Source organism: Candidatus Methylomirabilota bacterium, from assembly GCA_003104975.1.
Lineage (GTDB): Bacteria > Methylomirabilota > Methylomirabilia > Methylomirabilales > Methylomirabilaceae > Methylomirabilis.
Map to the genome: position 1 here is coordinate 1 of PQAM01000007.1, position 24,989 is coordinate 24,989.

General features: G+C 59.2%; 27 protein-coding genes. 20 read left to right on the top strand and 7 right to left on the bottom strand.

All coding sequences use genetic code 11. The features are described 5' to 3' along the window. Positions 1–152: 152 nt before the first annotated feature. The 6 genes from C3F12_03365 to gnd form a co-directional block, all read right to left on the bottom strand. Positions 153–638: a hypothetical protein gene (locus C3F12_03365; protein PWB47738.1), complete on the bottom strand. Its 486-nt coding sequence runs from the start codon at positions 636–638 to the stop codon at positions 153–155. Positions 639–640: 2 nt separating this feature from the next. Further along, entirely contained in the window at positions 641–976 is a 336-nt protein-coding gene (locus C3F12_03370) for a transcriptional regulator (protein PWB47790.1), read from the bottom strand. A 211-nt stretch (positions 977–1,187) separates the two neighbouring features. Further along, positions 1,188–1,970 (bottom strand): hypothetical protein, encoded by a 783-nt coding sequence (locus C3F12_03375; protein ID PWB47739.1) that lies wholly within the window; start codon positions 1,968–1,970, stop codon positions 1,188–1,190. After that, complete coding sequence (gene pgl, locus C3F12_03380; GenBank protein ID PWB47740.1) at positions 1,922–2,713, bottom strand: 6-phosphogluconolactonase; 792 nt, start codon at positions 2,711–2,713, stop codon at positions 1,922–1,924. The genes C3F12_03375 and pgl overlap by 49 nt, the downstream gene beginning before the upstream one ends. Positions 2,714–2,721: 8 nt before the next feature. Next, entirely contained in the window at positions 2,722–2,904 is a 183-nt protein-coding gene (locus C3F12_03385) for a hypothetical protein (GenBank protein PWB47741.1), read from the bottom strand. Positions 2,905–2,909: 5 nt separating this feature from the next. Beyond that, positions 2,910–3,893, bottom strand: coding sequence for a 6-phosphogluconate dehydrogenase (decarboxylating) (gene gnd / locus C3F12_03390; protein PWB47742.1), 984 nt, complete (start codon positions 3,891–3,893; stop codon positions 2,910–2,912). A gap of 627 nt (positions 3,894–4,520) precedes the next feature. On the opposite strand from gnd, the gene C3F12_03395 reads away from it, so the two are divergent. From C3F12_03395 to C3F12_03490, 20 genes are all read left to right on the top strand, one after another. Further along, complete coding sequence (locus tag C3F12_03395) at positions 4,521–5,105, top strand: hypothetical protein (protein PWB47791.1); 585 nt, start codon at positions 4,521–4,523, stop codon at positions 5,103–5,105. A gap of 38 nt (positions 5,106–5,143) precedes the next feature. Then, positions 5,144–5,920: a hypothetical protein gene (locus C3F12_03400; protein PWB47743.1), complete on the top strand. Its 777-nt coding sequence runs from the start codon at positions 5,144–5,146 to the stop codon at positions 5,918–5,920. Positions 5,921–6,086: 166 nt separating this feature from the next. Next, positions 6,087–6,464 carry a hypothetical protein gene (locus tag C3F12_03405; GenBank protein ID PWB47744.1) on the top strand — a complete coding sequence of 126 codons (378 nt, stop codon included), beginning with the start codon at positions 6,087–6,089 and terminating at the stop codon, positions 6,462–6,464. A gap of 54 nt (positions 6,465–6,518) precedes the next feature. After that, positions 6,519–6,872, top strand: a complete 354-nt coding sequence (locus tag C3F12_03410; protein PWB47745.1) for a hypothetical protein — start codon at positions 6,519–6,521, stop codon at positions 6,870–6,872. Next, on the top strand, positions 6,734–8,101 hold the full coding sequence (locus tag C3F12_03415) for a hypothetical protein (protein ID PWB47746.1): 1,368 nt from the start codon (positions 6,734–6,736) through the stop codon (positions 8,099–8,101). The genes C3F12_03410 and C3F12_03415 overlap by 139 nt, the downstream gene beginning before the upstream one ends. Then, on the top strand, positions 8,028–8,681 hold the full coding sequence (locus C3F12_03420; protein ID PWB47747.1) for a hypothetical protein: 654 nt from the start codon (positions 8,028–8,030) through the stop codon (positions 8,679–8,681). Before C3F12_03415 ends, C3F12_03420 begins: the two co-directional genes overlap by 74 nt. A gap of 42 nt (positions 8,682–8,723) precedes the next feature. Further along, positions 8,724–9,347 (top strand): hypothetical protein, encoded by a 624-nt coding sequence (locus C3F12_03425; GenBank protein ID PWB47748.1) that lies wholly within the window; start codon positions 8,724–8,726, stop codon positions 9,345–9,347. Positions 9,348–9,440: 93 nt separating this feature from the next. Beyond that, positions 9,441–10,502, top strand: a complete 1,062-nt coding sequence (locus C3F12_03430; GenBank protein PWB47749.1) for a mechanosensitive ion channel family protein — start codon at positions 9,441–9,443, stop codon at positions 10,500–10,502. A gap of 118 nt (positions 10,503–10,620) precedes the next feature. Further along, positions 10,621–12,849: a trehalose-6-phosphate synthase gene (locus tag C3F12_03435; GenBank protein PWB47792.1), complete on the top strand. Its 2,229-nt coding sequence runs from the start codon at positions 10,621–10,623 to the stop codon at positions 12,847–12,849. 14 nt (positions 12,850–12,863) lie between these two features. Beyond that, positions 12,864–13,643 (top strand): trehalose-phosphatase, encoded by a 780-nt coding sequence (gene otsB, locus C3F12_03440; protein ID PWB47750.1) that lies wholly within the window; start codon positions 12,864–12,866, stop codon positions 13,641–13,643. Positions 13,644–13,885: 242 nt separating this feature from the next. Further along, positions 13,886–14,719, top strand: a complete 834-nt coding sequence (locus tag C3F12_03445) for an HflC protein (GenBank protein ID PWB47793.1) — start codon at positions 13,886–13,888, stop codon at positions 14,717–14,719. Between the two features lie 74 nt (positions 14,720–14,793). Beyond that, positions 14,794–16,266 carry a hypothetical protein gene (locus C3F12_03450; protein PWB47751.1) on the top strand — a complete coding sequence of 491 codons (1,473 nt, stop codon included), beginning with the start codon at positions 14,794–14,796 and terminating at the stop codon, positions 16,264–16,266. Positions 16,267–16,274: 8 nt separating this feature from the next. Next, positions 16,275–17,567, top strand: a complete 1,293-nt coding sequence (locus tag C3F12_03455; GenBank protein ID PWB47752.1) for a glycerate kinase — start codon at positions 16,275–16,277, stop codon at positions 17,565–17,567. A gap of 51 nt (positions 17,568–17,618) precedes the next feature. Continuing rightward, positions 17,619–18,044 (top strand): hypothetical protein, encoded by a 426-nt coding sequence (locus C3F12_03460; protein ID PWB47753.1) that lies wholly within the window; start codon positions 17,619–17,621, stop codon positions 18,042–18,044. Between the two features lie 25 nt (positions 18,045–18,069). Further along, a complete protein-coding gene (locus tag C3F12_03465; protein PWB47754.1) occupies positions 18,070–19,281 on the top strand; it encodes a glycosyl transferase in 1,212 nt (403 codons plus the stop codon). A 114-nt stretch (positions 19,282–19,395) separates the two neighbouring features. Further along, on the top strand, positions 19,396–20,622 hold the full coding sequence (locus tag C3F12_03470; protein PWB47755.1) for a hypothetical protein: 1,227 nt from the start codon (positions 19,396–19,398) through the stop codon (positions 20,620–20,622). Positions 20,623–20,646: 24 nt separating this feature from the next. Next, positions 20,647–21,321, top strand: a complete 675-nt coding sequence (locus tag C3F12_03475; protein PWB47756.1) for a hypothetical protein — start codon at positions 20,647–20,649, stop codon at positions 21,319–21,321. Next, complete coding sequence (locus C3F12_03480) at positions 21,318–22,517, top strand: glycosyl transferase family 1 (protein PWB47757.1); 1,200 nt, start codon at positions 21,318–21,320, stop codon at positions 22,515–22,517. The genes C3F12_03475 and C3F12_03480 overlap by 4 nt, the downstream gene beginning before the upstream one ends. Further along, entirely contained in the window at positions 22,517–23,362 is an 846-nt protein-coding gene (locus C3F12_03485) for a mannosyl-3-phosphoglycerate phosphatase (GenBank protein PWB47758.1), read from the top strand. The genes C3F12_03480 and C3F12_03485 overlap by 1 nt, the downstream gene beginning before the upstream one ends. Continuing rightward, positions 23,343–24,596 carry a glycosyl transferase family 2 gene (locus C3F12_03490; GenBank protein PWB47759.1) on the top strand — a complete coding sequence of 418 codons (1,254 nt, stop codon included), beginning with the start codon at positions 23,343–23,345 and terminating at the stop codon, positions 24,594–24,596. The genes C3F12_03485 and C3F12_03490 overlap by 20 nt, the downstream gene beginning before the upstream one ends. A gap of 147 nt (positions 24,597–24,743) precedes the next feature. Here the strand turns inward: C3F12_03490 and C3F12_03495 are convergent, their stop codons facing one another. Further along, the gene (locus tag C3F12_03495) at positions 24,744–24,977 is read right to left on the bottom strand and encodes a hypothetical protein (protein ID PWB47760.1); all 234 of its coding nucleotides are present in this window, start codon (positions 24,975–24,977) and stop codon (positions 24,744–24,746) included. Positions 24,978–24,989 lie beyond the last annotated feature (12 nt).

The window sequence follows — 24,989 nt, forward strand, 5'->3', positions numbered from 1 at the left end:
CTCCCGACTGTCCATTCATTTTATAATCGCCCGAAGAGCTCACGGGCTCTCGCCAAGGCCTCGCCAAGCAACAGGACCTTACCGGCTGGCGTCCCGTGTGCGATGCTCCATTTGTGCGCCTCTTCTTCCGTACAGAAGAAGTTGGTTGAGGGTCAGTGGGCTACGGCTAAGTCCAAGTGTGGCGCCCGTTTCATAAGGAGTCCGGGAAGGCCATCCCAGACCACGGTACCCGGAGGCTGGACTGCCGCGATCCGGTTCCTCTCCACGTAAATACGAATTGATCGCCCGCACTGCTGACACGTGGTATTCACGGTAACGGCTGCGCCAAACAGCGGTGCCACACTTAAGGCGTCGATTGCGCACACTGCGTATCGTGGCTTCCCCTTGTCCTTCAGCATTATCTGATGCTGGGTCGGACGGGTTGAGAGCGGATAGGCCGCCGTGATCTGGTTCGAACGCTGATCTCGCACGGCGAGCCCCTTACGCTCAAGCGTAGAAAGCAGCTCATCAGCCACGGACTCAGACACCTCAAGGCGTAAGGCAAGCGCCTTCAGGCCGGGATCTCGACCGGTCCTGAGTATCAGTTCCAGCAGCGCCTTCCGGGCACGGCGTTCAGTTGCAGTTAATGGTCCCCACATTGCTACTTACTCATGGTGGCCCGTGGTTTCCGGGTGTCTGCGATGCGCGTGCAGGCCCAGAGGTGCTCGGCGTTTTTTGCCACCATCTCGCGCGAGAGCTGAAGGATTCGCTTCACCCGCGTATCAGCGATACGATAGAGTGTATAGCGCCCATTAGTGGCGGTCGCGACATACCCGCACCATTTGAGGCAGGCGAGGTGATTTGACACGCGGCCTTGTTGGATGCCGAGTAAGCGAACGAGGTCGGAGACACTTTGTTCACCGTTGAGGAGGATCTCGAGAATCTTCAAGCGGGTCGGATCCCCCAAGCCGCGAAAGAACTTCGCCGACAGCTCCAGCAGCGCAAATTCCCGCTCAGGCACTTGCTTTCTGAGTGCGCTCACGCCGACCTCCCTTAAGTAATGTGAAAACCGTACATACGGATTATCGTATATACGATATACTGCCTGAGGTCCCGTGTCAAATCATTCTGTGATTCTCAGCAAGGGTGACGAATCGGATCGTTGAAGTTAAGCGATGCGGTGGCCGAACGACTCTGGCGGGCGCCGTTCAATGTTTCTTCGTCCATGTCCCGTTGGATTCGGCGCGTCGCTTCAGGCTTAACAGTGTGTCCGCCAAATTGTTCCTGAGGAGATACTCTTCCAGAAACGTGGGAACGAAGAAGCCGCTGTCCAGGGTTGTCGTGTATCGAAGCAGGGTTTTGCCCTGGCCGTACGGGAGGAACTCCCAACCGCCGAACGTCTCTGCAAGGTCGTGCTTTCTCGATTTATCCAGCGTCCAGTTCACCGTTCTGTGCTCGGGCTTGAACACCAGATCGATCGTATAACTGATGACACCGATCGCAACCCGCACCGTTTCGGTCGCCTTCATGGTATGTTGTGTCTTCTCCAATATCTCAAGCTTCTCGAGACGCGGCATAAACTGGTCAAACTTATGATAGTCCAGCATGACCGCCCAGGCGGTGTCCGGTGGTGTGTTGATTACGCAGTAGGCCTTGACGCGAGCGCCGCGCGCCCCATCGGCTGTGGGGTAGGTATCCGTCTTTACCACAGCGTAACCCTTTTCCATTCTGGCTAATTCGTCTGCCGTCAGTCCGGTAATTGCTGACTCATCAGCCGGGAAAGAAACGACCGGAAGCAAAAGCAGAGGTAGAACAAAGAAAAAAAGGCGCGCAAGTCTCGATCTGTGCGGCACGTTACATAGCCTCCAGTGCGGTGATCTCTTCGGTTTGCAGCGACTGTCACGCCATGGGTGGGATCGCGATGGCTTGCCGGCCGCTATCCTCAGGCCCTCCCACCAAGTCCTTTGGCGGCGTCCTGGTCCACCAGCCATATCAGCCGCCCCGAGGCTGGCCGGACCAGGTGGATGGGTAGTCGCTCTGGGGCGGCCGGACCACGCAGAACTGTCTGAAGAATCGGTGCCTTGTCGACCCCTGAAACCAGGAGCAAGATGGTCATGGCTCGATTGAGGATGGGTGGCGTCAGCGTCAGGCGATTCGTCTTCAACATCGGAATATGATTGGAGCAGACCCACCGCCTGGACTCTCGAAGCGCCTGTGTGGACGGGAACAACGAGGCTGTGTGGCCGTCGCGCCCCAACCCCAGGAGGATCAGATCGAAGGCAGGCGGCTCACCTGCCGGTGTCACGGCAAAGGTCATCGCGATCTCGGCCTGATAGTCGCTGGCCGCTCCGTCCAGATCTGACCGCTCGGCCTGCATCCGGTGGATCCGGTCGGCAGGTACCGGAACGCGATCGAGCAGCGCTCTTTTGGCCATGCCGAAATTCGAGTCCGGATGCTCCGGCGGGACGGCTCGCTCGTCGCTCCAGAAGATGTGGGTCTTATGCCACGGCAGCTCAGTGCGGTATGGCTCCGACGCCAGACAGGCGTAGAGGCGTTCCGGAGTTGAGCCGCCCGCCAGCACCAGGGTAACGCGACCGAGACGTGCGACGGCTTTCTGAGCGATCCTGGCGAAGCGCGCTGCAGCCTCGCGGGCAAGAGCAGGAGGATCCGCCGCCACCAGTAACTCATCGATGGCGAGTCGCGTCGAACTGCCGACGTACTGCCCGTTTTCCATCGACCCCCTCAACACCTTGTGCCATCGCAGAGGATATGATCAGGGAGCATGCCGCCATGCGTGAGCGCGTACAGCGCCGGCAGCAGCTTGCGCTGTGTCGGGTTGCCGGAGGCGCCGAAAATGACGAGCGCAGACCCTTCCGGCACTCGGTAGCGAGAGGGGTGAACGATTGCCCCGGTGACGATCCGCATCGTCGCTATCCCTCAGGATGCGGTTCGGCATGCCCGCCGAACTGCGCGCGCATCGCCGACAGCAGCTTGTCGGCGAAGGTGTGGCTTTGCCGGGATCGGAAGCGCGCATACAGTGACGCCGACAGCACATCCGCCGGTACCGCCTCTTCGATAGCCGCCATGATCGTCCAGCGTCCCTCGCCGGAGTCCTGGACGAAGCCCGTGTAGCCCGACAGCGTGGGATCCGCCGCCAGCGCCGTCGCCGTCAGATCGAGCAGCCACGACGAGATGACGCTGCCACGCCGCCAGACTTCCGCGATATCGGCCATATTGAGGTCGTAGCGGTACTCCTCTGGCAGGTCTTGTGAAATGGCGTTACGCAGGATGTCGAAGCCCTCCGCGTAGGCTTGCATCAGGCCGTACTCGATGCCGTTGTGGACCATCTTGACGAAATGGCCGGCGCCGACCGAACCGCAGTGCAGGTAACCGTCCTCCGCCGTGCCGCCCAGCGTCTCGCGACCGAGCGTGCGCGGAAGGTCGCCTCGTCCCGGGGCCAACGTTTTGAAAATCGGCTCCAGACGCGTCATCACACGCGCCTCGCCGCCGATCATCAGACAGTAGCCGCGATCCAGTCCCCAGATGCCTCCGCTGGTTCCCACATCCACATAGTGGATCCCTCGTTCTTTGGCAATCCGCGCGCGCCGCAGGTCGTCCTTATAGTGAGAATTACCACCGTCGATAATAATGTCGTCCGCATCCATGCGCTGCGAGAGCGCCACCACGATCTGCTCTGTCGGCTCTCCCGCCGGCACCATGACCCACGCCGTCCGCGGCCGGTCGAGCAGGCTCACAAGTTCGTCCAGCGATGTGGCGCCCGTCGCCCCCTCCCGCGCCAACTGTCTCACGTTGTCGGCCGTTCTGGCGAATACGACGCACTGGTGCCCCCCGCGCAGCAGGCGGCGCACCATGTTGGCGCCCATCCTCCCGAGACCGATCATTCCAAGTTGCATCGTAGGTGCTCCTTTCAGGAGGGGCGGCAATCAGCCCTCATTGTGACGAGAAAAACGCTCCTGCTTTTGGCGGCAGGATGTGCACTCGGCGGATTGTCGACGGCGACGCGGCCGGCCATCGTCCTCCTCCCTCGATATGTCATTATACCGTAGTTGAGTGAGTCCGCCTAACGGCAGTTCGTCGCTGATCGTATTCTTGGTCCGAGTTCTCAACTCGGTTTATCGGTGGGTTGCGCACTTTGTGTGTTGATCTCCTTGAATTTAGCGTTATACTATGGGATAAAGATAAAAGATGGTTGACGGATCGTGTCATGTCAGGACCCACGTTGACACCTGACTGACGACAGAACGATGTGACGAAACAGTCCTGAGGGGTCCGGGGAAGGCGTTTAGTGTTCTCCGGAGGGCAGAGGGTGGTCGGGCCGCCATCCGCGAAAAGCGGGTGGCGGCTTTTTTATTTGACCACACATGACAACCCAATTGCCGGAGAGCGATGACAAAACTTGACGTTGACAGCCGTTACGGTTTGGGCCATATTATGACTGAATAGTCGTAACTGACCACTTAGTCAACAATGGTTCATAAAAGGAGTGAAATGTGGCCGCCGAAAGCCGAGTAGAACGCCGGATGGCAGCGACACGCGAGAGGCTCGTGAGTGCCGCGCTGGCGTTGTTTGCCGAGCGGGGGATCTACGACACGACCGTTGAGGATATCACGGACGCAGCCGATGTCGGGAAAGGGACCTTCTACCAGCACTTTCCCTCCAAGACCGCCGTCATCGGCCATCTTCTGCGCGATGGGTTTGACGACCTGCTGCAACAGTGCCGGCAGGAACTTCAGTCCGCTTCGACTTCGCAGGAGAGGGTAGAGGCACTCCTACAGACGCAGTTCCGCTTTTTCGAAAAGCGGCGGGACCTCTTGATCCTGTTCCATCAAGTCCGTGGGTTCATGAAACTGCAATTGGGCGAGGTGCGCCTCCTTCGAAAGGAGTACGAACGGTATGTGCAGTTCCTCGCCTCTGAGCTGGCAGTCGCGTTCAACGGAAAGCGGTATTCCCGGACGACACTGACACAGATCGCCTGTGCTATGGCCGGCCTCGTGACGGGCTATCTGTCCTACCTGGTGATCCTTGGCCTGGAGACAGATCGAAGGGCCGAATTGGAAATCTCCGCCAGAATGTTCCTCGAAGGATTTTTGGAGCGACCCCAGTGATGGGGTCGCGTGGTTGTAACTTCAGAAGGAGTTGTGCAATGAAACGTCTCATGTTGTTGGGTTGCGCGATGCTTCTGCTTGCCTTCGGGGCATCGCAAGCCCGCGCTCACGGTGGTGGCGGTGACGCGATGGGGGACTGGGACAAAGCGGATGCGTGCAGTCAAGAAAAGGGCCACTACGCCGTTCACATGACCACCTACCAGCAGAAACGTGCTGCATCAGAGACCCTTAAGCTACAAGAAGTGGGATCGGTGCAGTTTAAAGAAGAATTTCAGTCGTATTGCGGAGGTGTCCCAAAGACCGGTAGGATGTGGATGGCCTTTGATTTGTACAATGAAGAGCTCAGAGCACTGCCAATCTCTATCCGGATCGTCGAAGACGAGGCAGGGGGCCACGAACATGCCGCTGGAGAGGGGGGTCACGACCACGCTATCGTCTCCGTGCCCCCTACTATCTACCGGGATGGCACAGCTAGAGTCTATGTCGAGATTCCAGAGGCCGGCCACTATGCGGCCATCGTGAAGTTGGAAAAGGTTGGACCCGCTATCGCCCACGGCCCTCATCGCGCCGGCGACCCCGGCGAGTGGAACCGGGTCGTTCATCGTCACGGTAGCAGCGACCCAACGCAGGCGGAGATAGATGCCGTCGATCCTACTTACCGCTTTCCCTTTACTGTGGGTCTGGCGATGAAGAGGGAGCTTCCTTGGTTTGTCTCAAATCCTGGATTTCAGACGGCCGGCGCGCTGCTCGTCATCTCCGGCCTCATAGGCGGCGTGCAATTCTACAGGAACGGCAAGCGGAAGACGCGGGCCTGATGGGCGACTACGGCTTCACAGGCTTCCCTCTGATGGATGTGGGAGCTGTGCCCGCAAGCTTGTTCCCGGGTAATACGAGTACGGGTTCCCGGATATGTGGTCTCTGTGACCTGGTCCGGAGTCGGAGCTACGCGATATCTGTCGACGGCTCCGGAGGAGGACTGCGATGAAACTCTGTAAGCCCTTTATCACTCTCACGGTTACCATAGCGTTGATTGCGCTAGGGAAGGCCGGACCGAGTCCGGCAGCAGACCGGGACACTGCCGCGACGCCGACCGAGGCCGCTCAAGGCGAAACGGCCATGGTCCGCACTGTCGTGGGTACCGTCACTGCGGTCGTACCGGAAAGTAACACCCTTGTCGTGGCGGTGCCGACAGGGAAGACCGACACCTTGGTCGTTGGCGCTTCGGTTACCGATCAGACGGTCATTAAGGAGGGGCGAACGACGAAGCGGTTGGCCGATCTCAAAGTCGGTGACCGTGTGTGGATGCAGTTCGAGCGCGTCGAGTCGGGTGATATCGCGCGGACGATCGTCATTAAATAGTCGACGGGATAGGAGTACGACGCTGGAAATGATACCACGAAGAGGGACAGAGGGATGGGAGAGGAGAGAACGATGGGCCGCCCGTATCGTCGTGTTCTGAGTCTTGGTTTCCTTGTCGTGCTGCTCGCGGGCTGCGTCTCGGTGGGGGAGGAGTTCCGGACGCCGACTGCTGAAATGATCAAGAACGGGGTGACCACACGAGCTGAACTGCTTCAACTCTTTGGCTCCCCGACCCAGGTCGGGATCGAGGATGGGAACCAGACCTGGACATGGGTCTACGTGAGGGCGGGCGGCATAGGTCGGCCGCTTTCCAAAGAGCTGCATGTCACGTTCAACGATCGGGGGATCGTCAAGTCGTACTCCTACACCTCCGGCCTGCCGGAGGAGGTGCAGCGACAAGTCCGGTGACGATTCAGACCGGTAGGGAATCATCCCGAGTGCTCCGTCGGGGACCGCGATCCTGGGTCCGGGTCCTGCATCCTTTCACGAGGCTGAAGCTCCCCCAGCCCACGTCGCTGGTGCTTATCGCGATCATGGTGGGCCTCGCTACCGGACTCGGCGCCGTCGCGTTCATCCGCCTGCTGCAGCTTTCCATGTCCGTGTTCTTTGATGGCGGCCGGTGGCTCTTCGCCGGTCTCGGCCGGTACTATGTACTCCTGCTGCCGGCCATCGGCGGGCTGATCGTAGGGCCCTTGATTGTCCACTTCGCCAGGGAAGCCAAAGGCCACGGCGTTCCGGAGGTGATGAGCGCCATGGTGCTCAGGGGCGGTCGGATTCGACGCCGAGTGGCCCTGGTCAAGATCCTCGCCTCCGCGATCACGATCGGTTCCGGCGGCTCCGCCGGGCGGGAGGGTCCGATGATCCAGATCGGATCCAGCATCGGCTCATCGGTCGCGCAGTGGTTGCAGATGCCGACCGAGCGGGTGCGGACCCTGGTCGCGTGCGGCGCGGCGGGGGGCGTGGCGGCTACCTTTAACGCCCCTATTGCCGGCGCTATGTTTGCGTTGGAGGTTCTCGTTGGGCAACTGACTGCCGATTTCAGTCCGGTTGTCCTCTCCGCCGTTGCCGCCGCAGTCGTCTCCAGGGCGATGCTGGGGAATTTCCCCGCGTTTACCCTTCCCCCGTGGGACCTGATCAGTGAAAAGGAGTTGCTCTTCTACGCCTTGCTGGGTCTCTTTTGTGGCCTGGCTGCCTTTGCATTCGTCAAAATCCTCTACGCCTTCGAGGACCTGTTCGCCCGCTCCCGCGTACCCGAATATCTACAGCCGGCGGTCGGCGGTCTCGCCGTGGGCGCTATTGGGCTTTTCCTGCCGCAGGTCTTCGGGACGGGGCTGCCGACCATGGAGCAGCTCTTGATCATGCAACTTCCCGTCGGCACCATACTGGCCCTGCAGCCGGCCAAGGTCCTGGCGACCTCGTTGACCTTGGGCTCGGGTGGGTCGGGAGGCGTCTTTGCGCCATCCCTCCTTATCGGAGGACTAGTTGGGGGGGGCGTTCGGCTCACTGATTCACGCGCTGTTTCCGACATTTACCGCCTCCTACGGCGCCTACGCGCTGGTCGGCATGAGCGCGACGTTTGGGGCGGCCGCCCAGGCGCCGATCACCTCGATCATCATTCTTTTCGAGATGACCGATGACTATCGCATCATCCTTCCGCTGATGTGCACGACCATTATCGCCGTGCTGTTCTACCGAGAACTCAGCGCCGAGTCCATCTACACCCTGAAGCTGACACGTCAGGGGATCCGGTACGGGACGGCGTCTGGGGGTGACCTGATGGCTGAGATCCAGGTCGAGGACGCGCTGACCCATCGTCCGCTCTCCATCCGCCAGGAGGCCACGATCCACGAGTTGTTGCGGCTTGTCGCGAAGGCCGGCCACGAGTGGTTCCCGGTCGTGGATGGCCACGAGGAACTAGTGGGTGTCGTGACCTATCGTGACGTGGCGAAAGCCGTGGACGAAAACCGGTTGGACGACCGCGTTCTTGACTACGCAACCCGTGATCTGCTGTGCGCGTTTCCCGATGAGAGTCTGCGCGAGGTACTGATCAAATTCCATGAGCGCGACCTGGGCCACCTGCCGGTGGTGGAGCGGACGAACTTAAGGCGTCTCGTGGGGATCATCTCTCGCCGGCACGTGATTAAAGCCTACAATCGTGCTCTGGTACGCCGCGGGACCGGAGCACCATCAAGCGATGGAAAGAGCGGCCATGACTGATTCGTATCGTCAACAACGGAAAGGAGCGAAACATTGCGGATCATGGGGAGAGAAGAGGTAAGAGGCAAGGCGCGAAGGGCGAGGCTCCGATGCCGCGCTGTTCTTACAAGTAGGGTGTTGCGTACGGGAACTGCATTGGCGTGCGGTCTTGTATTGGTCTCGATCGTGAATGGGTGGAGCGACGCACCGCTAAGGGGGGGTGGACATCACCAGCACCGCCTGGTGGGACCTCCGCCAGAGTTCCTGCAACAGAGAAATTCGGTAAAGCCACAGCCCCGGCTCGCAATCCCCCCACGGTGGCGATTTGCCATACCAGCCGGAGATCATCACGCTGGACGGCAAGTCTTTATCGACTCTGAATGCTTCAAGTGTCATGAAGTGGCTGGCGAGGACTTTCCCGCGCCTGAAGCCGAACAGGGGGATGTGGGGCCCGCCCTCTCGGGCATGGGAGCGATGCACCCCGCTGAGTATTTCGGCGAAACGATCATCGACCCGAATGCCTCTGCGGTCTGGCGGATCAGGCACCACAAGGATGAAGATAAAGGATATCTCGGCGCTGATGGTCGATCAAAGATGCCCAGCTACAACGACTCGATGACGGTTCAACAACTCATCGATCTCATAGCCTATCTGAAGAGCCTGACCGAAGGCGGGCATCGGCATTGATCGATACAAATACAGCGGCGCACACATTGGTGAAGCAGAGCGGCCATGGTATCCTGATGGGGCCGTCAGGAAGGATCCGACCGAGGGTAAGGTATGGCTGGGCAGAAGATCATCGTTGAGCTGCTGATTGCAACCGCGGTAGCGCTCGGGGCTATCGCGGCTCTCCTGGTGCTGAGACGGGCTGGACTGCGCGCGCTCAGGACCGTGGCCCATAAAACAGAAGGCAGAATGGATGACCTGGCGCTGCAGGCATTCCGTGTGCCGAGTCTCTTGTCGTGTCTTGCGCTTGGGTTGTACATCGGCGTCGCCATGGTCGCCTCCTTTCCGCCCCGAACCGTAGAACTCATCAACGACGGCGTAGCGATCCTTTTGATCATCTCAGTGACACTGGCCGTCGGTCGGTTCCTGGCGGCGGCTACCCGCACGTATGCCGATCGCCTGGGTGTCGAGATGGCGGTGACAGGCCTTACCATCGGGCTCGCCAAGGGGGTCGTCTACGTCTGTGGCGCACTGATCCTGTTAAATACCCTCGGGATATCGATTACCCCAATCCTGACTGCACTGGGTGTCGGCGGTCTGGCCGTAGCCTTAGCGCTTCAGGGTTCGCTGGCGAACCTGTTCGCTGGAATCCACCTGCTAGTGGAAAAGCCGCTTCGGGTGGGAGATTACGTCAAATTGGAATCCGGCCAGGAGGGGTACGTGGTTGATATCGGCTGGCGGACGACACGGATCCGGGCGTTACCGAATAACCTGGTCATCGTTCCCAATGCCAAGTTGGCCGACACAATCCTCACCAACTACCATCTGCCGGAGAAGCGGATGTCGGTCCTGATTCCCATCAATGTCAGTTATGCGTGCGATCCCGGCAGGATCGAAGCGATCTTGGTGGAAGAGGCTCGCTCTGCCATAGGGGATGTTCCCGGACTGCTGGCGGAACCCGTCCCATTCGTCCGCTTCATTCCAGGGTTTGGCGAGTCGTCGCTTGATTTCACCTTGATCGTGCAGGTCAACGAGTTTGTAGATCAGTACCTGGTTCAGCATGAGCTGCGAAAACGGATCTTGGCCCGCTTTCAGAAGGAGCGGATCGAGATCCCCTTCCCGCAGCGGGTGATCTACGTCCACCCCGCCGCTGCGGAGGGGTCGTCTGCCTGTTGACGCAGACACCGCAGGCAAAGCGGGGATCAGGGTGGATGTCTTTAGGCCACCTAACTTCCCGCGAACGAATTGATCGGGACGAGAGGAAAGGCAAATGCGGATTACTCTGCGGCTGGTGCTGGCAATCGTGACGGTCGTGAGCGTGATCGTGCTGGCGTTTACTGTCCTGCAAGTACGTCAGGAAAGGCAGCGGCAGATGGGCGACCTTGAGCGCCGGACATCGCTGCTGGCGGAAAGCCTGGGGGAGAGCGTCGAGCCCCTGATCGGACAAGGCCAGTCGAGACTCCAGCGGATCGTCGAGAAGTTCGGGAACCGGGAAAGGCTCGCCGGAGTAGCCGTCTACGATACGAAGGGGCTCCCTCTGGCGGTCACGCGCACGCTCGCGCCGCATGTCGCCACAGCTCCAAGGCGCGTAATCGAGGCAATCACTGCAGATCGCGAAATGGGCGATCTCATCACCATCGGCGATAAGCTGATGTATGTGTTCGTTCTGCCGCTTCACCCTGAGGCGCAGTTCGCGGGGGCGCTTACGCTCTTCCATGATGCGAGCTATATCCAGCGCCATCTTCGCCAGATCTGGCAACACAATTTCCTACGACTGTTGGTTCAAGCCCTCTTAATCTCGTTGACAGCGTTGTTCGTTATACGCTGGACCCTCATCGGGTCCATCGCAAGAATGGCGGAGCGGATCAAGCGATTGCGCAAAGGGGAGATCATCGATGTCTCATCACTCTCCAGCAAAGATCTCTTGAACCCGTTGGCGACGGAGGTCACGCATCTGGCAAAGAGCCTGTCAGCCGCGAAGGCCGCTGCCGAAGATGCCAAGTTCGGACAAGTGGCGGAGACGCCTTGGACTCCCAGGTCTTTGAAAGAGCACTTGCGGGTAAAACTCCAGGGAAGACCGATCTTTGTCATCTCCAATCGCGAGCCCTTACTCCACGTTAAAAGGGGAAACCGGGTCGAATGCGTTGTTCCGGCGAGCGGTTTGGTTACCGCACTGGAGCCTGTGCTGGCCGCGTGTGAAGGGACCTGGATCGCCCACGGAAGCGGCGACGCCGATAGCGTGGTCGTGGATGACGCCGACAGGCTCAGGGTTCCCCCCGGGGCGCCCAGCTACACCCTGAGGCGAGTGTGGCTGACGAAGGCGGAAGAACAGGGTTACTACTATGGGTTTGCCAACGAGGGTCTATGGCCGCTCTGTCACATTGCCCACACCCGGCCCGTCTTTCGGGCCGACGACTGGCAATACTATCGGGATGTGAACAACAAGTTCGCGCAGGTCACGTTGGCGGAGCTCGAAGGCGTTGAAGAGCCGTGCGTGCTCATTCAGGATTACCACTTCGCCCTCCTGCCCAGGCTGATCAAGGCAAGACGACCTGATGCGCGCGTGGGGATCTTCTGGCACATCCCGTGGCCCAATCCTGAATCGTTTGGGATCTGTCCCTGGCAGCGCGAGCTGCTCCATGGGATGCTGGGCGCAGACCTGATTGGGTTCCATATTCAGTTTCATTGTAACAATTTTCTGGAAACGGTGGACCGAGTGCTCGAATCACGGATCGAATGGGAGCACTTTGCCGTCAGGCGCGGCAACTCTACTACGTATGTCAAACCCTTCCCGATCAGCATCGCCTTCCTTGATGACGACGCGGCGCCGGGTGAAGGCACAGTGGAGCCGCGGAGCACGGAGGCGTTGCTGATGGAATTCGGCATCCGGGCACGCTATCTGGCTATAGGCGTTGATCGTCTCGACTATACCAAAGGACTGCTTGAACGTTTGCGAGGTATCGAGCGGTTCTTGGAGAAATATCCGACGTTCCAGGGAGAATTTACCTTTGTGGAGCTCGGCGCCCCCAGTCGTACCCATATCAAGCAGTATCAAGACCTGATCGCCGCCATCGAGGCCGAGTCGGATCGCATCAACTGGCGCTTCCAGAATGGTTACTGGAAACCGATTCTTCTCCTCAAACAGCATCATACCGGCAAGGCGATTCAGCGATTCTATCAGGCGGCAGATGCGTGCCTGGTAACATCGCTCCACGACGGGATGAACCTCGTGGCGAAGGAGTTCGTTGCGGCGCGGAAGGATGAACAAGGCGTCCTGATATTGAGTCGATTTACCGGAGCGTCTCGTGAGCTGCATGATGCTATTATCGTCAACCCTTACGACGTAGAAGAGATCGCCGATGCCATCTACGCGGCCCTCAACATGGCGAAGGGGGAGCAGGCTCTTCGTATGCGACGGATGCGGGAGGTGGTGAGGGAGCGCAACGTGTATCGATGGGCCGCTGATCTCATTACGGATCTCGTTGAGGTTCGTGTTGAAGAGTCGCGTGCCTCAATAGCCTGATCCTCTCAATCCAGATGGAATGGCTCTGGTCTCAGTGGCCGCGGGTTGCGGCGGATATATTGAGCAGCAGTTATATGGCGCTGCTCCTGGATTACGACGGCACACTCACAGAGATTGCCTCCACCCCGGAGCAGGCGACGCTTGCCTCTTCGACACGGTCGCTGCTCCGAGTACTCTCACGCCGTCCTCGAATGACGGTCGCCGTGATCAGCGGACGATCGCTTAACGAGCTGCGACGGCTGGTCATGGTACGGGACCTGATTTACGTTGGCAATCATGGACTGGAAATGTGGAATAATGGTCGACAGACCGGGGTGATCGTGCCACGTGCTTTGCAAGAAGCGGTCGCGCGGATTCGGTCGCAACTCACCGACGTGGCAGCCGATATCCCCGGCGTGCTGGTCGAGGATAAAGGTCTATCGGTCAGCCTGCATTACCGGTTGGTGGCTCATGGGCTGGAGGGTCACCTCATGGGAGTGTTTGCGCGCGAAATCGTTCCCCTGGTTCGCTCATCGGGACTGACAGTCCTTCACGGAAAGAAGGTGATCGAACTCCGTCCCAAACTCAACTGGACAAAAGGTCACGCTGCACTGCGGGTGTTGAAGCAAATCCGCCGACGCTCGGTCTTACCGATTTACATTGGTGACGATCTTACTGATGAAGATGCATTTGGGGCACTTGCGGAAGGCATCACGATACGGGTCGGCGCCCACGCAGGGTCAAACGCGCACTATTACGTGCGGGGCGTGAAGGAAGTGGTTGCGCTCCTTCAATGGATGGCTGCAGCCCTTTAAACGGGAGAGCGACGGGCCTCACGGCCGGCGCCGTCACTGAACGATGGCATCCATGAATCGCTGAACTTGAGCAGCGGTTCGAGGACGGCACATCGCGGCATATCGACGGTATCTCATGAAGGTGAGGACAATTGTAGAACGAACTTCGACCTTGACGGATGTGCTAAGCGGCCTCTAATGAAAAAGGAGGTAGTGTAATGGCTGAGAACGATGAGTATGTCAGCGCTAAAGACATAATAGATATGATGAAGGGGCCGATGAGGCTGGTCCTGATTATTGGAGCAATTCTGGTGTTGTTCCTGTTTTTTCGGCCATGGGTTCAGGTTGGGGCTGGTGAAAGAGGGGTTGTCATGAATTTTGGCGCTGTTCAGGAGGATGTGCTTGGAGAAGGGCTGCATTTCAGGGTGCCCATCATGCAAACGGTTGTCCGGGTGGATGTCAAGGTGCAGAAGGCCACGACGGATGCGGCAGCCGCATCATCCGACCTGCAGGATGTCAGCTCTACTGTTGCGATTAACTATCATATAATGCCGGATAAGGCAAATGTTGTCTACCAGTCTATCGGTGTAGGGTTTAAAGAGCGGATCATAGACCCTGCAGTGCAGGAGGTGGTAAAGGCTGTGACCGCCAAGTACACCGCGGAAGAGCTTATCACAAAGAGGCCGGCGGTCAGCGATGCCATGAAAGCAACGCTTACTGAAAGGCTCATGTTGCACAACATAGCGGTTGATGCATTCTCTATCGTCGGCTTCAGCTTCTCCAAGGTATTTATGGAAGCCATTGAAGCAAAACAGACAGCAGAACAACTCGCACTGAAAGCGAGAAGGGACCTGGAGAGGATCAAGATAGAGGCAGAACAGAAGGTGACGGCAGCCAAGGCAGAAGCGGAGGCCTTAAGGTTACAAAGAGCAAATATTTCACCAGACCTTATAGAACTGAGAAAAATAGAGGCCAATCTCAAGGCGATAGATAAATGGAATGGAATACTTCCCCAGGTTACAGGGGCTGGGGCTGTACCATTTATCGGCATAGGTGAGATGGAGAAGAGAAAAGAGATAAACAAAAAAGGATCATAATTCCTCCACCCCTAGAGCTGGGCGCACATTAGATTCGGCGGGAATGTGGAGTGGCGGCTGTTGATGAGCGAGCTATGAAACTGGAAGGGGTCTCTGTGAGGATTGGAACACGACTCGTCGTTTCTCTGACGGTCGCGGTGGCGATCGTGACAGGCCTGTATCTGTATCGACAGTTGAGCGCGGAGCGGGTGGCGCTGATTGAACAACGCGAGCGGGAGATTCGGGTGATGGCCCGGACCTTGGAGGTAGCCGTTCGCAATGCCGTTCGTCGCGACCAGTGGGAGGATGTTCAGGATCTCTTTGAGGAGGCGAAGGGATACGCCGGCGTCGCTCGCGTGACACTCTTCCAGGCCGACGGGACTCCACTTGTTGGAGGGGATCAGGAAGGTGTCGAGATGACGCCTGCCAGGCAGGAGTTTCGAGAGGCCGTCGCACGCAAGCAATCAAAGAGCTTCTCCCACAGGTTAGATGGGGAGGAGGTGCTCCATTATCTTCGTCCGATCCGGCTGATCAATAGAGGTCCCGGCCTTCTCGAGATCGTATACCGGACCTCGCAGATCGAGGGAGCCTATCTTCGCCGCCGGGACGAGATCATCTTAGCCGGCATTGCCATCATGGGCGCGATCGCCATGGCGTTCTGGTACCTCACAAAACGAAGCATCTCAAAACCGATTCAAGTGCTTATTGAGGGAGCCGCCGCCATTGGGGCCGGCGAGTTGGATCGGCGGATACCGATCACGCGGAGAGATGAATTGGGTCGGTTGGCGACCGAGTTCAATCGGATGACGGAAAGTCTGAAACAGGCCAGGGAGCAGATCCTGGCGGAGACAACCAAGAAGGTAGATCTGGAGAGACAGCTCCAACATTCGGAGAAACTGGCCGCTGTGGGAAGACTCGCGGCGGGTCTGGCTCACGAGATCGGGACGCCCCTCAACGTTATTTCGGGGAGAGCGGAGTATCTGCTCCCCTGGCTTTCTGAAAGCCATCCGAGCGTGCAAAGCCTTCGGATTATCGTCCAGCAGATCCAGCGGATCAGGCGGATCATCGAACAGCTCTTGGGTTACGCCAGGGCCACCCCGCCCCATATCGCTCCGACGTCCTTGTCGGAGGTCTTTTCGAATGTGCTGCCCCTGCTCGACCACGAACTTGCGCAGCGCGGAATCCGCGTTGAATCGTTGATCCCACACACGCTTCCCAAACTGGCCGCCGATCCATACCTTCTCGAGCAGGTCTTCGTAAATCTTCTGCTCAATGCCCTCGACGCGATGCCGGATGGCGGGAGCGTGCTGGTGGCTGCTCAGGCTCGCGATGACCTGATCGAAGTGCGCGTCGAAGACACCGGATCCGGTATTGCTCCTGAAAGTCTTCCGCGGATCTTTGATCCATTCTTTACGACGAAGAAGGTCGGGGAGGGGACCGGCCTCGGGCTCTCGGTGGTCTACGGGATCGTGAAGGATCACGGGGGCACTATCGAGGTGACGAGTGAGCCGGGTGCGGGAACCGCCTTCCTGATCACGTTTCCCGTTCACCGTCCCCAACCCGTGTAGGCGGCTTAATGGATTGTGCTACGGCCAAGCATAAGCTTCTTGACCAGTTCCGGTCTGTTCTGGATTTCTGTGATATCGGTCGAGCGTTTGATCGTCGTCTGCCGGAGGACGTCATCGCCGGTGCGCATCGGATCCGCGGGCGGGTCTACGTCGTCGCGATGGGCAAGAGCGCAACCGGCATGGCGGAGGCGTTCCTTACGCGATGCGACATTGCGCCATATGCCGGTGTGTTGGCCGATCCAGCGCTTCAGGGCTGGAGTCATCCGCGGTTTCAGACCTTCGAGGGCGGGCACCCGATGCCGAACAGGGCGAGCCTGGATGCCGCTGCAACGGCCCTATCTATGATGCGCGGAGTGACCGGTGATGATTTGGCGATTTTTTTGGTGTCCGGCGGGGGGTCGGCCTGCTTCGAACTGCCGATCAGTGATACCATGACTCTCGCGGACCTTGCGGGGATGAACCGAGCACTGATTTCAGGGGAGTTGACCATCGTCGAGACCAACACGATCAGGAAGCACGTCTCGGCGGTGAAAGGCGGCAGGCTTGCTGTCGCGGCGGCGCCGGCGCAGCAACTGACGCTGTACATCTCCGATGTGCCTCGTGGGCATCCTTCCTTTGTGGCGTCGGGGCCGTCGATGCCGGACGATTCTACCGTTCAGCAGATGCGCGGACTCGTCGAGCGGTATACGCTGACCTCCGTACTTCCCAATTCCATTCGGGCGCTCGTTGATAGTGGCGGCGTGCCCGAAACACCGAAAGCCGACCATCCGGCCTTTCAGAGGGCACAATGGCACAAGCTTCTGGACAACGATGACGCGGTCGCAGCGGCCGTGAGATTTGCTGAAGGGACCGGGTGGAGGCCGATTGTCGTTGAGCTGTCGGACGACACCTCAGCCTCTGATGCGGCCAGGATACTGACTCAGCGGGCCGAGGACGAAGTCAAGGGCCTTGATGGAACGCCCGTTGCGGTGATATCGGGCGGCGAACTGGTCTCTCCGGTACTGGGTGGAGGACGCGGGGGGCGAAATCAGGCATTCGCCCTGGAAAGCGTGGAGGTCATTGCAGGCAAACAGATAGCAGTGCTCAGCGCGGGGACCGATGGAATCGACGGAAACTCCGGTGCGGCGGGCGCGTTTGCCGACGGTACGACACTCAGCAGGGCTGAGGCGGCTGGTCTGGGTATCGCGATAGTGCGCGAAGCATCCGATTCGCATGGATTCTTCGATCGGCTTGGAGATACAATTATCACAGGGCCAACCGGCATCAATGTCCGCGACGTCAGGATCGTGCTGGCCTGGTAAAGCGTCACGGTGAATAGATAAAAATGCGAGCTGCGCTGGTATGGCAAGAGCATGGCTGGTACGCAAAGGGAGGCTCAGTCAATGGACCTGTATGAATTGTACGTACCGAAAATTCTGGTTATCGACGATGATCAGGAGATGCGTCGACTTCTGGAGGATATCCTGACCCGAGAAGGATTCCATGTCACCCAGGCAGCGAATGGATCGGAGGCGCTCCGCACGATTCAGGAGGCCTCATACCAGGTCATCATCCTGGATAAGATCATGACCGACCTGAGCGGTATCGAGATTCTTCCCGAGATCAAGCGCCTCCGGCCGGAGGCTCAGGTCATCCTCATTACGGCCTTCGGCGACCGGGAGACGTGTGTTGAGGCCATGGGGAAGGGGGCGACCGCCTACCTTGCGAAGCCGTTCGGCATGTCGGTCCTCGTTCAGATGGTCAAAAAGGCTCTCGAGCAGAAGATCGGCGAAGCGTAGCGATTGTTCAATCGGAGGGGATCGGATGAGTGATTTCCATCAGACAGGCGTAATCACGACGCTCCATCGGCTGGGAAAGCCGAACCTCGAACAGCTTGAGAAGGAGTTGGAAGAGACACTGTTGTATCGGCCCATCGCGTTGGTGCTGCCGTGTCTCTACTCCGAACTGGAAGGGGAGGCGCTGCCCCGGATTGTCGATGAACTGGCCCAGGTCCGGTATCTGCGAGAGATCGTCGTCGGGCTGGGACGGGCCGGCGAGGAGGAGTTCCTGAAGGCCAAGGCGTTCTTTGCGCCTCTTCCTCAGGCGCCTCTGCTGCTCTGGAACGACGGCCCTAGGATCCAGGCCCTCTATCGTTTACTGGAGGAACGCGGTATCTCTGCCGGACCGGACGGCAAGGGACGATCGGCGTGGATGACGTTCGGCTATGTCCTGGCCCGCGGCCAAAGCGACGTCATTGCGCTTCACGATTGCGATATTCTCACCTACCAACGAGAGTTGCTCGCGCGACTCTGCTACCCCGTCGCGAATCCGCGATTGGCGTTTGAGTTTGCGAAGGGCTACTACAGTCGGGTGACGGATCGCCTCCACGGCAGAGCCGTCAGACTGTTGATAGTGCCCCTCATCCGAGCCCTTCAGCGGATCATGGACCAGCAACCGTTCCTGACCTATCTGGACAGCTTCAGATACCCATTAGCCGGAGAATTCGCTATGATCGCGGATCTGGCCCGGGTGAATCGAATCCCGTGGGACTGGGGGTTGGAGGTCGGGGTGTTGGCCCAGGTCTATCGGAACTGTGCCGTGGGACGGGTCTGCCAGGTAGAGCTGGCCGACACGTATGACCACAAGCATCAGGATCTCTCTGCGACCGACCCGACCAAGGGGCTGACGCGAATGGCTGTCGATATTACCAAGAGCATCCTTCGGACATTGGCTGAAGAAGGGACCGTCCTGTCCGACGGGCTCTTAAAGACCCTGCCGATCACCTATATCAGGACGGCCCGCGACATGCTGAGCCGGTACCAGAACGACGCGTACATCAACCGGCTTGTGTACGACCAGCATCAGGAGGGGCAGGCGGTAGAGGCCTTCGCGAGGGCCATCCAATTGGCGATCGAAGGGTTCCTGGCCGACCCGCTGGGTGTCCCGTTGATCCCCAACTGGAACCGGGTCCTGGCGGCGGTTCCTGACTTCTTGACCAGGCTGCGCGACGCCGTCGATCAGGACAATAAGTTGTGAGCGATACCTTCGGATTTGTGGCAATCGGACGATTGCACGGTTTCTTGTCTCCACCGGCCGATCTCCCGGCCATGGGGGACGACAACTCACACGCTGGAAGGACGGGTGAGGCAGATGTATTGGACAAACTTCGTGCATATCTATCAGCCGCCGACGCAGACCCCGGAGATCCTGGAAAGGGTCACGAATGAATGTTATCGGCCGTTGGTCGCCATTCTCCTCAGGCATCCGCATGCCAGACTGACCCTGAACATCAACGGTTGCCTGACCGAGCAACTGGTCCGTGGCGGCTATCAGGATGTCATAGACGGACTCGGAGAGCTGGCCGCTCGCGGTCAGATCGAATTTACGGGGAGCGCCATGTACCACCCGATCCTTCCCCTGATCCCGGAAGCGGAGGCGGTTCGCCAGATTGAACTGAACACCGCGGCCAACCGTCGCTACCTGGGGAACGTCTACCGGCCGCAGGGCTTCTTTTCCCCGGAGATGTGTTACAGCCGAGGGGTCGCGGAGATGGTCCACCGCCTGGGTTACCGATGGATCGTCGTCGACGAGATCGGCTATTGCGGTACACTGGACATTGTTCGCCCCGATCGACTCTATCGCGTTCGCGGCTTGCGGGATTTTCACGTCTTCTTCAAAGAGCGGTCCACCTCGGCCGGGATCACCTACGGGCGCTTTCCTACCGGAGAGAAGCTGCTTCGACATCTCGGCGCTGCGGTCGGGCACACGCGTTACCTCCTGACCGGTACGGATGGGGAGGTGTACGGTCATCATCGAAAGGGTCAGGAGCAACTGTTGATCGACATCTTTACCTCACGCGCATTGGATCTTTGCCGACTCAGCGATCTGTTTACCCTCTTTGAGGAGGAAGAGGAGGTGGATCCGCTGCCGTGCTCATGGAGCACGTGGGAAGACGAGATGGCCGCCGCCGTTCCGTATCCCCAATGGGCCTACCCGGACCATGATCTGCACCGTGCCCAATGGGCGCTCACCCGCCTGGCCATTGATGCGCTGACCTCGGTCGATCGGTCCGCGCCGGGCTATGAGGCGGCGAGACACTATCTGGACGAGGGACTTCATAGCTGCCAATACTGGTGGGCCTCCTGCCGTCCATGGTGGGATACCGGGATGATCGAGCGGGGAGCCGCCTTACTCAGGCGGGCTGTCGAGGCGGTTCAGTCCCAGATCGCTCCTGAACTGGTTTCCCGGACCGCCGTTCTCGAGGAGGAGATCAGGAAGACGGCCCGGACCTGGCACGAGTCCGGAAAGGCCCATACCCTCAGAAGGCAGTATCTTGAAACCCACAGCGGTGTGGGCTCACTGCTCACCTTCGGATGAGAAAGCGGAGAGAGGAGCAATGAGATGATGGAGCGGGAGGCAACGTCGCCCTTTCTCTTCGTGGGCTGCATCGAGCTCCAGGAGATCCTGGGCAAAGAGGCGGAGAATGAAAAGGAACTGGCCGATCTCCTCGATGAGGTCCCGCTTGATTCGATCTATTATCATACCCACAGCTACTTTCTTCGCCACCCGTTTGTGGCCGGCCTCTACCCCAGCGATTTCGCCACCTGGGTCGCTGTCCAGGTGAGGGACCATATCCTCGGCGAGCGTCTGGCTGTTGTGGACCCCTTCGACTTTGCAAATCTGACCGTGCTTCGCGAAGAGGTCCTTTCAATCGTTGACGACCATCTTTCGAGGATGGCTATCGTACCGCGGGTCGTGTTCGGGGAGCCGTTCTATTTCAAGCAGTCCAGAATCGTCGAGGTCTCCACCGGGCTTGAAGTCAGGACGTTGACAGGGTTTCGAAACGCCCTGGCCGATGTTGATGCCAGCGCCATCTATTTCCACCTTCTCGAGGCGCGCATGCGGCTCAATCGCCGAGAGGGTGATTTTTCCGTCTGGCTTCGGGAATGTCTGCAGATGCCGGAACTGGCTGACGCGATAGGGATGATCAATCCATATCTGGGTAGCCTTGAGCAGCTCCGCTCAAAGCTCCTCACCACCTGCGACGTGTTTTTGAAGCGAGAAGGCGGTCGATGATCTGCAAGGTCGAAGACTATCGCGAGGTGGCTCCGAAAGGAGCGGTCGATCTGCTCTGCCGTTTGAGCGAACGGGTGAAAGGGCGAAGTTTCCTCCACGTCAACTCCACCCGGTATGGGGGAGGAGTGGCCGAGATCCTTACCCGTCTGGTTCCGATGCTGCAGACGCTCGGGATTGACGCGCGGTGGGAGGTGATCGAGGGAACTCCCGATTTCTTCGCCGTCACCAAGCGGTTCCATAACGCCCTTCAGGGTCATGAGCAGGTCATTACCGAGGAGATGTACCGGACCTTCATCGAGGTCAATCGACAGAATGCGAAGTCTCTGAATCTGGACGCAGATCTGGTGTTTATCCACGATCCCCAGCCGGCGCTGTTGATCGAGCGCCGGACAAGGGGGCGGTGGATCTGGCGGTGCCATATCGATGCGTCCCACCCCCAGCGGCGAGTCTGGAACTTCCTTCGCCACTTTGTCGCGCAATTTGACGCCACCATCTTCTCGCTGCCCAGCTTTGGCCAGCGACTTCCGATCCCCCAATTCCTCATTTACCCGTCTATCGATCCGCTGAGCGATAAGAACCGGGAGTTGTCCCGATCGGAGGCCAACAGCGTCCTTGATCGTCTTGAGGTGCCAAGGGATAAGCCGATACTTCTTCAGGTCTCCCGCTTTGATCGCTTCAAAGATCCCTTGGGGGTGATCAATGCCTATCGGCTTGTCAAACGGTATCATGACTGTCGACTGGTGTTGGCCGGCGGCGGCGCGGCCGACGATCCGGAGGGAGCGACAGTACTGGCTGAAGTCCGTGAGGCGGCGGGGCAGGATCAGGACATCCATATCCTGGAACTCCCGCCGGACGCTCATCTGACCATCAACGCACTTCAACGAACGGCGACAATCGTACTGCAGAAATCTACCAGGGAGGGTTTCGGCCTCACCGTGTCGGAAGCGATGTGGAAGGGCAAGCCGGTAATCGGCGGAGCCGTGGGCGGCATTACCGTTCAGATCATCGACGACGTGACCGGTTACCTTGTTCATACGGCAGAAGGCGCGGCCTTCCGGATCAGCCATCTCCTGAACCACCCTGAGTTGATCAAGAGGATGGGCGCCACCGCCAGGGAATACGTCCGGGGAAATTTTCTCATTACCAGGCATCTGAGGGATTACCTTACCCTCCTGACGAACTTTACGGGATCGTGATGGACGGCGTCGACCTGGTTATATTTACCGACCTGGATGGGACGTTGCTGGATTATAAGACGTACAGCTTCGATCCGGCTCGAGACGCGTTGGAAAAGGTCAGGCAACGCGGCATTCCCCTCGTCCTGTGCACCAGCAAGACGAGGGCCGAGGTGGCGCGGTACCGACAGCGCCTCAACAACGATGATCCGTTTATTGTCGAGAACGGAGGCGCCGCCTTTATCCCCGCGGGCTATTTTCCCTTCGCCTATCCGTATCAGCGCGACGTGAACGGCTACCACGTTATCGAGTACGGTACCCCCTACCACAGGTTGGTCGATGTATTGAGGGCGGTCCGAGCCGAGAGTGGGGCCAGGATTGGCGGCTTCTCGGACCTGAGCGTCGAGCAGGTCGCCGCGTTGACGGGTCTCTCGGTGGAGGAGGCCCGTCTCGCGAAGGTCCGGGAGTACGATGAACCGTTTTTCGTCAAAGATCCTGCTGAAGAGCTGGAGCGTGTGGCGACGCTGTTCGGAACGCGAGACCTCCGATGTACGCGGGGCGGAAGGCTTTACCACCTCACGGGAGCCAATGACAAAGGGAAAGCGGTGACCGATGTGACGCGGCTGTTCGAGCGGGCGCGCGGTGTCGTGCGTACTGCCGGGATCGGGGACAGCCAGAACGACCTGCCCATGCTGTGGGCCGTCGACGTCCCCATCCTCGTCCAACGGTTCGACGGGAGTTACGACTCCACCGTCAAGGTTCCCAACCTGATCCGGGTCGAAGGCATCGGGCCGCGGGGATGGCGAACGGCCGTCCTGAACCTTCTATCCGCAGGGACTGAAGGCAGTGGAACAGTTCCTTTATGAGCCCGTTCTGGAGAGACTGCAGGAGATCGGGAAGGCCGACATCCTGATCGGGATCCCGAGCTACAACAACGCCGGTACGATCGGGGATGTCGTCAAGACCGTCGCCTCCGGACTCGCCCTGTACTTTCCGCATGCGCAATCGGTCATCGTCAACTCCGATGGCGGATCTCAGGATGGAACCCCCGAGGCTGTGCAGGCAGCGCTTCGAGAGTCGTCCGCACTGCTTGTTCAGCAGCCCGTTCCGCCCATCCACGAGATTATTACCCCGTATCATGGGATCCCGGGAAAGGGGAGCGCTTTTCGAACGATCTTCAAGATAGCCGAGACGCTTCAGGTCCAGGCCTGCGCGGTTGTCGACTCGGATCTCCGCTCTATTACTCCGGAGTGGGTCGAGCGGCTGGTCCGACCCGTGTACGACGGGAGATTTGATTATGTGGCGCCGCTGTACCGCCGCCACAAGTATGACGGGACTATCACCAACAGCATTGTCTATCCCCTGACCAGGTCCCTGTACGGTCAACGGATCCGACAGCCTATCGGCGGTGACTTCGGTTTCTCGGGGAAGCTGGCTGCGCTGTACCTCACCAAGCCGGTCTGGGAGACCGATGTAGCCCGCTTCGGGATCGATATCTGGATGACGATCACCGCGGCGGCCGAGGGATATCGAATCTGCCAGGCGTTCCTCGGGGCCAAGGTTCACGAGCACAAGGACCCGGGGCTGCATCTCTCAGGTATGCTGGTACAGGTGGTGGGTTCCCTCTTCAGCTTGATCGAAGCGTACCCCAATGTGTGGCAGGCGACACAGGGATCGAGTCCTGTCCCGATCTTCGGACCGTTGCGCGAGGTAGAGGTCGAGCAGGTCTCGGTCAGCGTAGAACGGATGGTGAGCGCCTTTGCGCAGGGCGTCCGCGATCTGCTCCCTATCTGGGAGACGATTCTCGCCCCTGAGACCTTGACCGAACTGCGGCTCATCGCTTCCCGAGAGACGGAACAGTTTCGGTTTCCACTCGATGTCTGGGTCTCTGTGATCTACGATTTTGCGCTGGCCTACCACCATCGAGTCCTGCACCTGGAGCATCTGCTCAGGGCGCTGACCCCGCTCTACCTCGGCAGGACCGCGTCCTTTGTCCTGGAGACGCAAGAGAGCGGCCATCAGCAGGTGGAAGAGGTCATTGAGACGATGGCTGAACGGTTTGAGGCGATGAAGCCCTACCTGGCGGCGCGTTGGAGGTGACACGATGAATGAACTGTGGCAAGAGGCGATGCTCGACGCCATTCGCAATACGGGCAAGCAGATGACCCTCTTTTTACCAAACCTCCTGGCCATGATGACCCTCATCGCGATCGGCCTCGTGGCCGGGTGGATCGTCAAAAGCGTCCTTCACCGGATCCTGCTGGCCGTCGGGTTCGATCCGCTCTGTGAGCGATGGGGAGTAAGCCAGGCCCTGGCCAAGGCAGGGGTGAGACGACCATGTTCCTCCCTCGTCGGCCGTCTGAGCTTCTGGGCGGTGTGTCTGGTGTTTGCCTTCATGGGGATCGACGCGTTAAACCTGCCGGCGGCCACGCGCCTCACCGCGGGCGCCCTGAGTTTCCTACCCCAGCTCCTGACCGCCATTCTCCTCCTGTG

Excerpts from the sequence above, each read along its gene's own strand:
- C3F12_03475 (PWB47756.1), top strand. The coding sequence starts at position 20,647 with ATGATGGAGCGGGAGGCAACGTCGCCCTTTCTCTTCGTGGGCTGCATC.
- C3F12_03385 (PWB47741.1), bottom strand. The coding sequence starts at position 2,904 with ATGCGGATCGTCACCGGGGCAATCGTTCACCCCTCTCGCTACCGAGTG.
- otsB (PWB47750.1), top strand. The coding sequence starts at position 12,864 with ATGGAATGGCTCTGGTCTCAGTGGCCGCGGGTTGCGGCGGATATATTG.
- C3F12_03395 (PWB47791.1), top strand. The coding sequence starts at position 4,521 with ATGGCAGCGACACGCGAGAGGCTCGTGAGTGCCGCGCTGGCGTTGTTT.
- C3F12_03455 (PWB47752.1), top strand. The coding sequence starts at position 16,275 with ATGGATTGTGCTACGGCCAAGCATAAGCTTCTTGACCAGTTCCGGTCT.
- C3F12_03460 (PWB47753.1), top strand. The coding sequence starts at position 17,619 with ATGGCTGGTACGCAAAGGGAGGCTCAGTCAATGGACCTGTATGAATTG.
- C3F12_03365 (PWB47738.1), bottom strand. The coding sequence starts at position 638 with ATGTGGGGACCATTAACTGCAACTGAACGCCGTGCCCGGAAGGCGCTG.
- C3F12_03480 (PWB47757.1), top strand. The coding sequence starts at position 21,318 with ATGATCTGCAAGGTCGAAGACTATCGCGAGGTGGCTCCGAAAGGAGCG.
- pgl (PWB47740.1), bottom strand. The coding sequence starts at position 2,713 with ATGGAAAACGGGCAGTACGTCGGCAGTTCGACGCGACTCGCCATCGAT.
- C3F12_03485 (PWB47758.1), top strand. The coding sequence starts at position 22,517 with ATGGACGGCGTCGACCTGGTTATATTTACCGACCTGGATGGGACGTTG.
- C3F12_03375 (PWB47739.1), bottom strand. The coding sequence starts at position 1,970 with ATGGCTGGTGGACCAGGACGCCGCCAAAGGACTTGGTGGGAGGGCCTG.
- C3F12_03410 (PWB47745.1), top strand. The coding sequence starts at position 6,519 with ATGGGAGAGGAGAGAACGATGGGCCGCCCGTATCGTCGTGTTCTGAGT.
- gnd (PWB47742.1), bottom strand. The coding sequence starts at position 3,893 with ATGCAACTTGGAATGATCGGTCTCGGGAGGATGGGCGCCAACATGGTG.
- C3F12_03465 (PWB47754.1), top strand. The coding sequence starts at position 18,070 with ATGAGTGATTTCCATCAGACAGGCGTAATCACGACGCTCCATCGGCTG.
- C3F12_03495 (PWB47760.1), bottom strand. The coding sequence starts at position 24,977 with ATGGCGGTCAGGAGCTGGGGTAGGAAACTCAGGGCGCCCGCGGTGAGG.
- C3F12_03420 (PWB47747.1), top strand. The coding sequence starts at position 8,028 with ATGAGCGCGACGTTTGGGGCGGCCGCCCAGGCGCCGATCACCTCGATC.
- C3F12_03450 (PWB47751.1), top strand. The coding sequence starts at position 14,794 with ATGAAACTGGAAGGGGTCTCTGTGAGGATTGGAACACGACTCGTCGTT.
- C3F12_03415 (PWB47746.1), top strand. The coding sequence starts at position 6,734 with ATGGGTCTACGTGAGGGCGGGCGGCATAGGTCGGCCGCTTTCCAAAGA.
- C3F12_03470 (PWB47755.1), top strand. The coding sequence starts at position 19,396 with ATGTATTGGACAAACTTCGTGCATATCTATCAGCCGCCGACGCAGACC.
- C3F12_03425 (PWB47748.1), top strand. The coding sequence starts at position 8,724 with ATGGGGAGAGAAGAGGTAAGAGGCAAGGCGCGAAGGGCGAGGCTCCGA.
- C3F12_03445 (PWB47793.1), top strand. The coding sequence starts at position 13,886 with ATGATGAAGGGGCCGATGAGGCTGGTCCTGATTATTGGAGCAATTCTG.
- C3F12_03400 (PWB47743.1), top strand. The coding sequence starts at position 5,144 with ATGAAACGTCTCATGTTGTTGGGTTGCGCGATGCTTCTGCTTGCCTTC.
- C3F12_03405 (PWB47744.1), top strand. The coding sequence starts at position 6,087 with ATGAAACTCTGTAAGCCCTTTATCACTCTCACGGTTACCATAGCGTTG.
- C3F12_03430 (PWB47749.1), top strand. The coding sequence starts at position 9,441 with ATGGCTGGGCAGAAGATCATCGTTGAGCTGCTGATTGCAACCGCGGTA.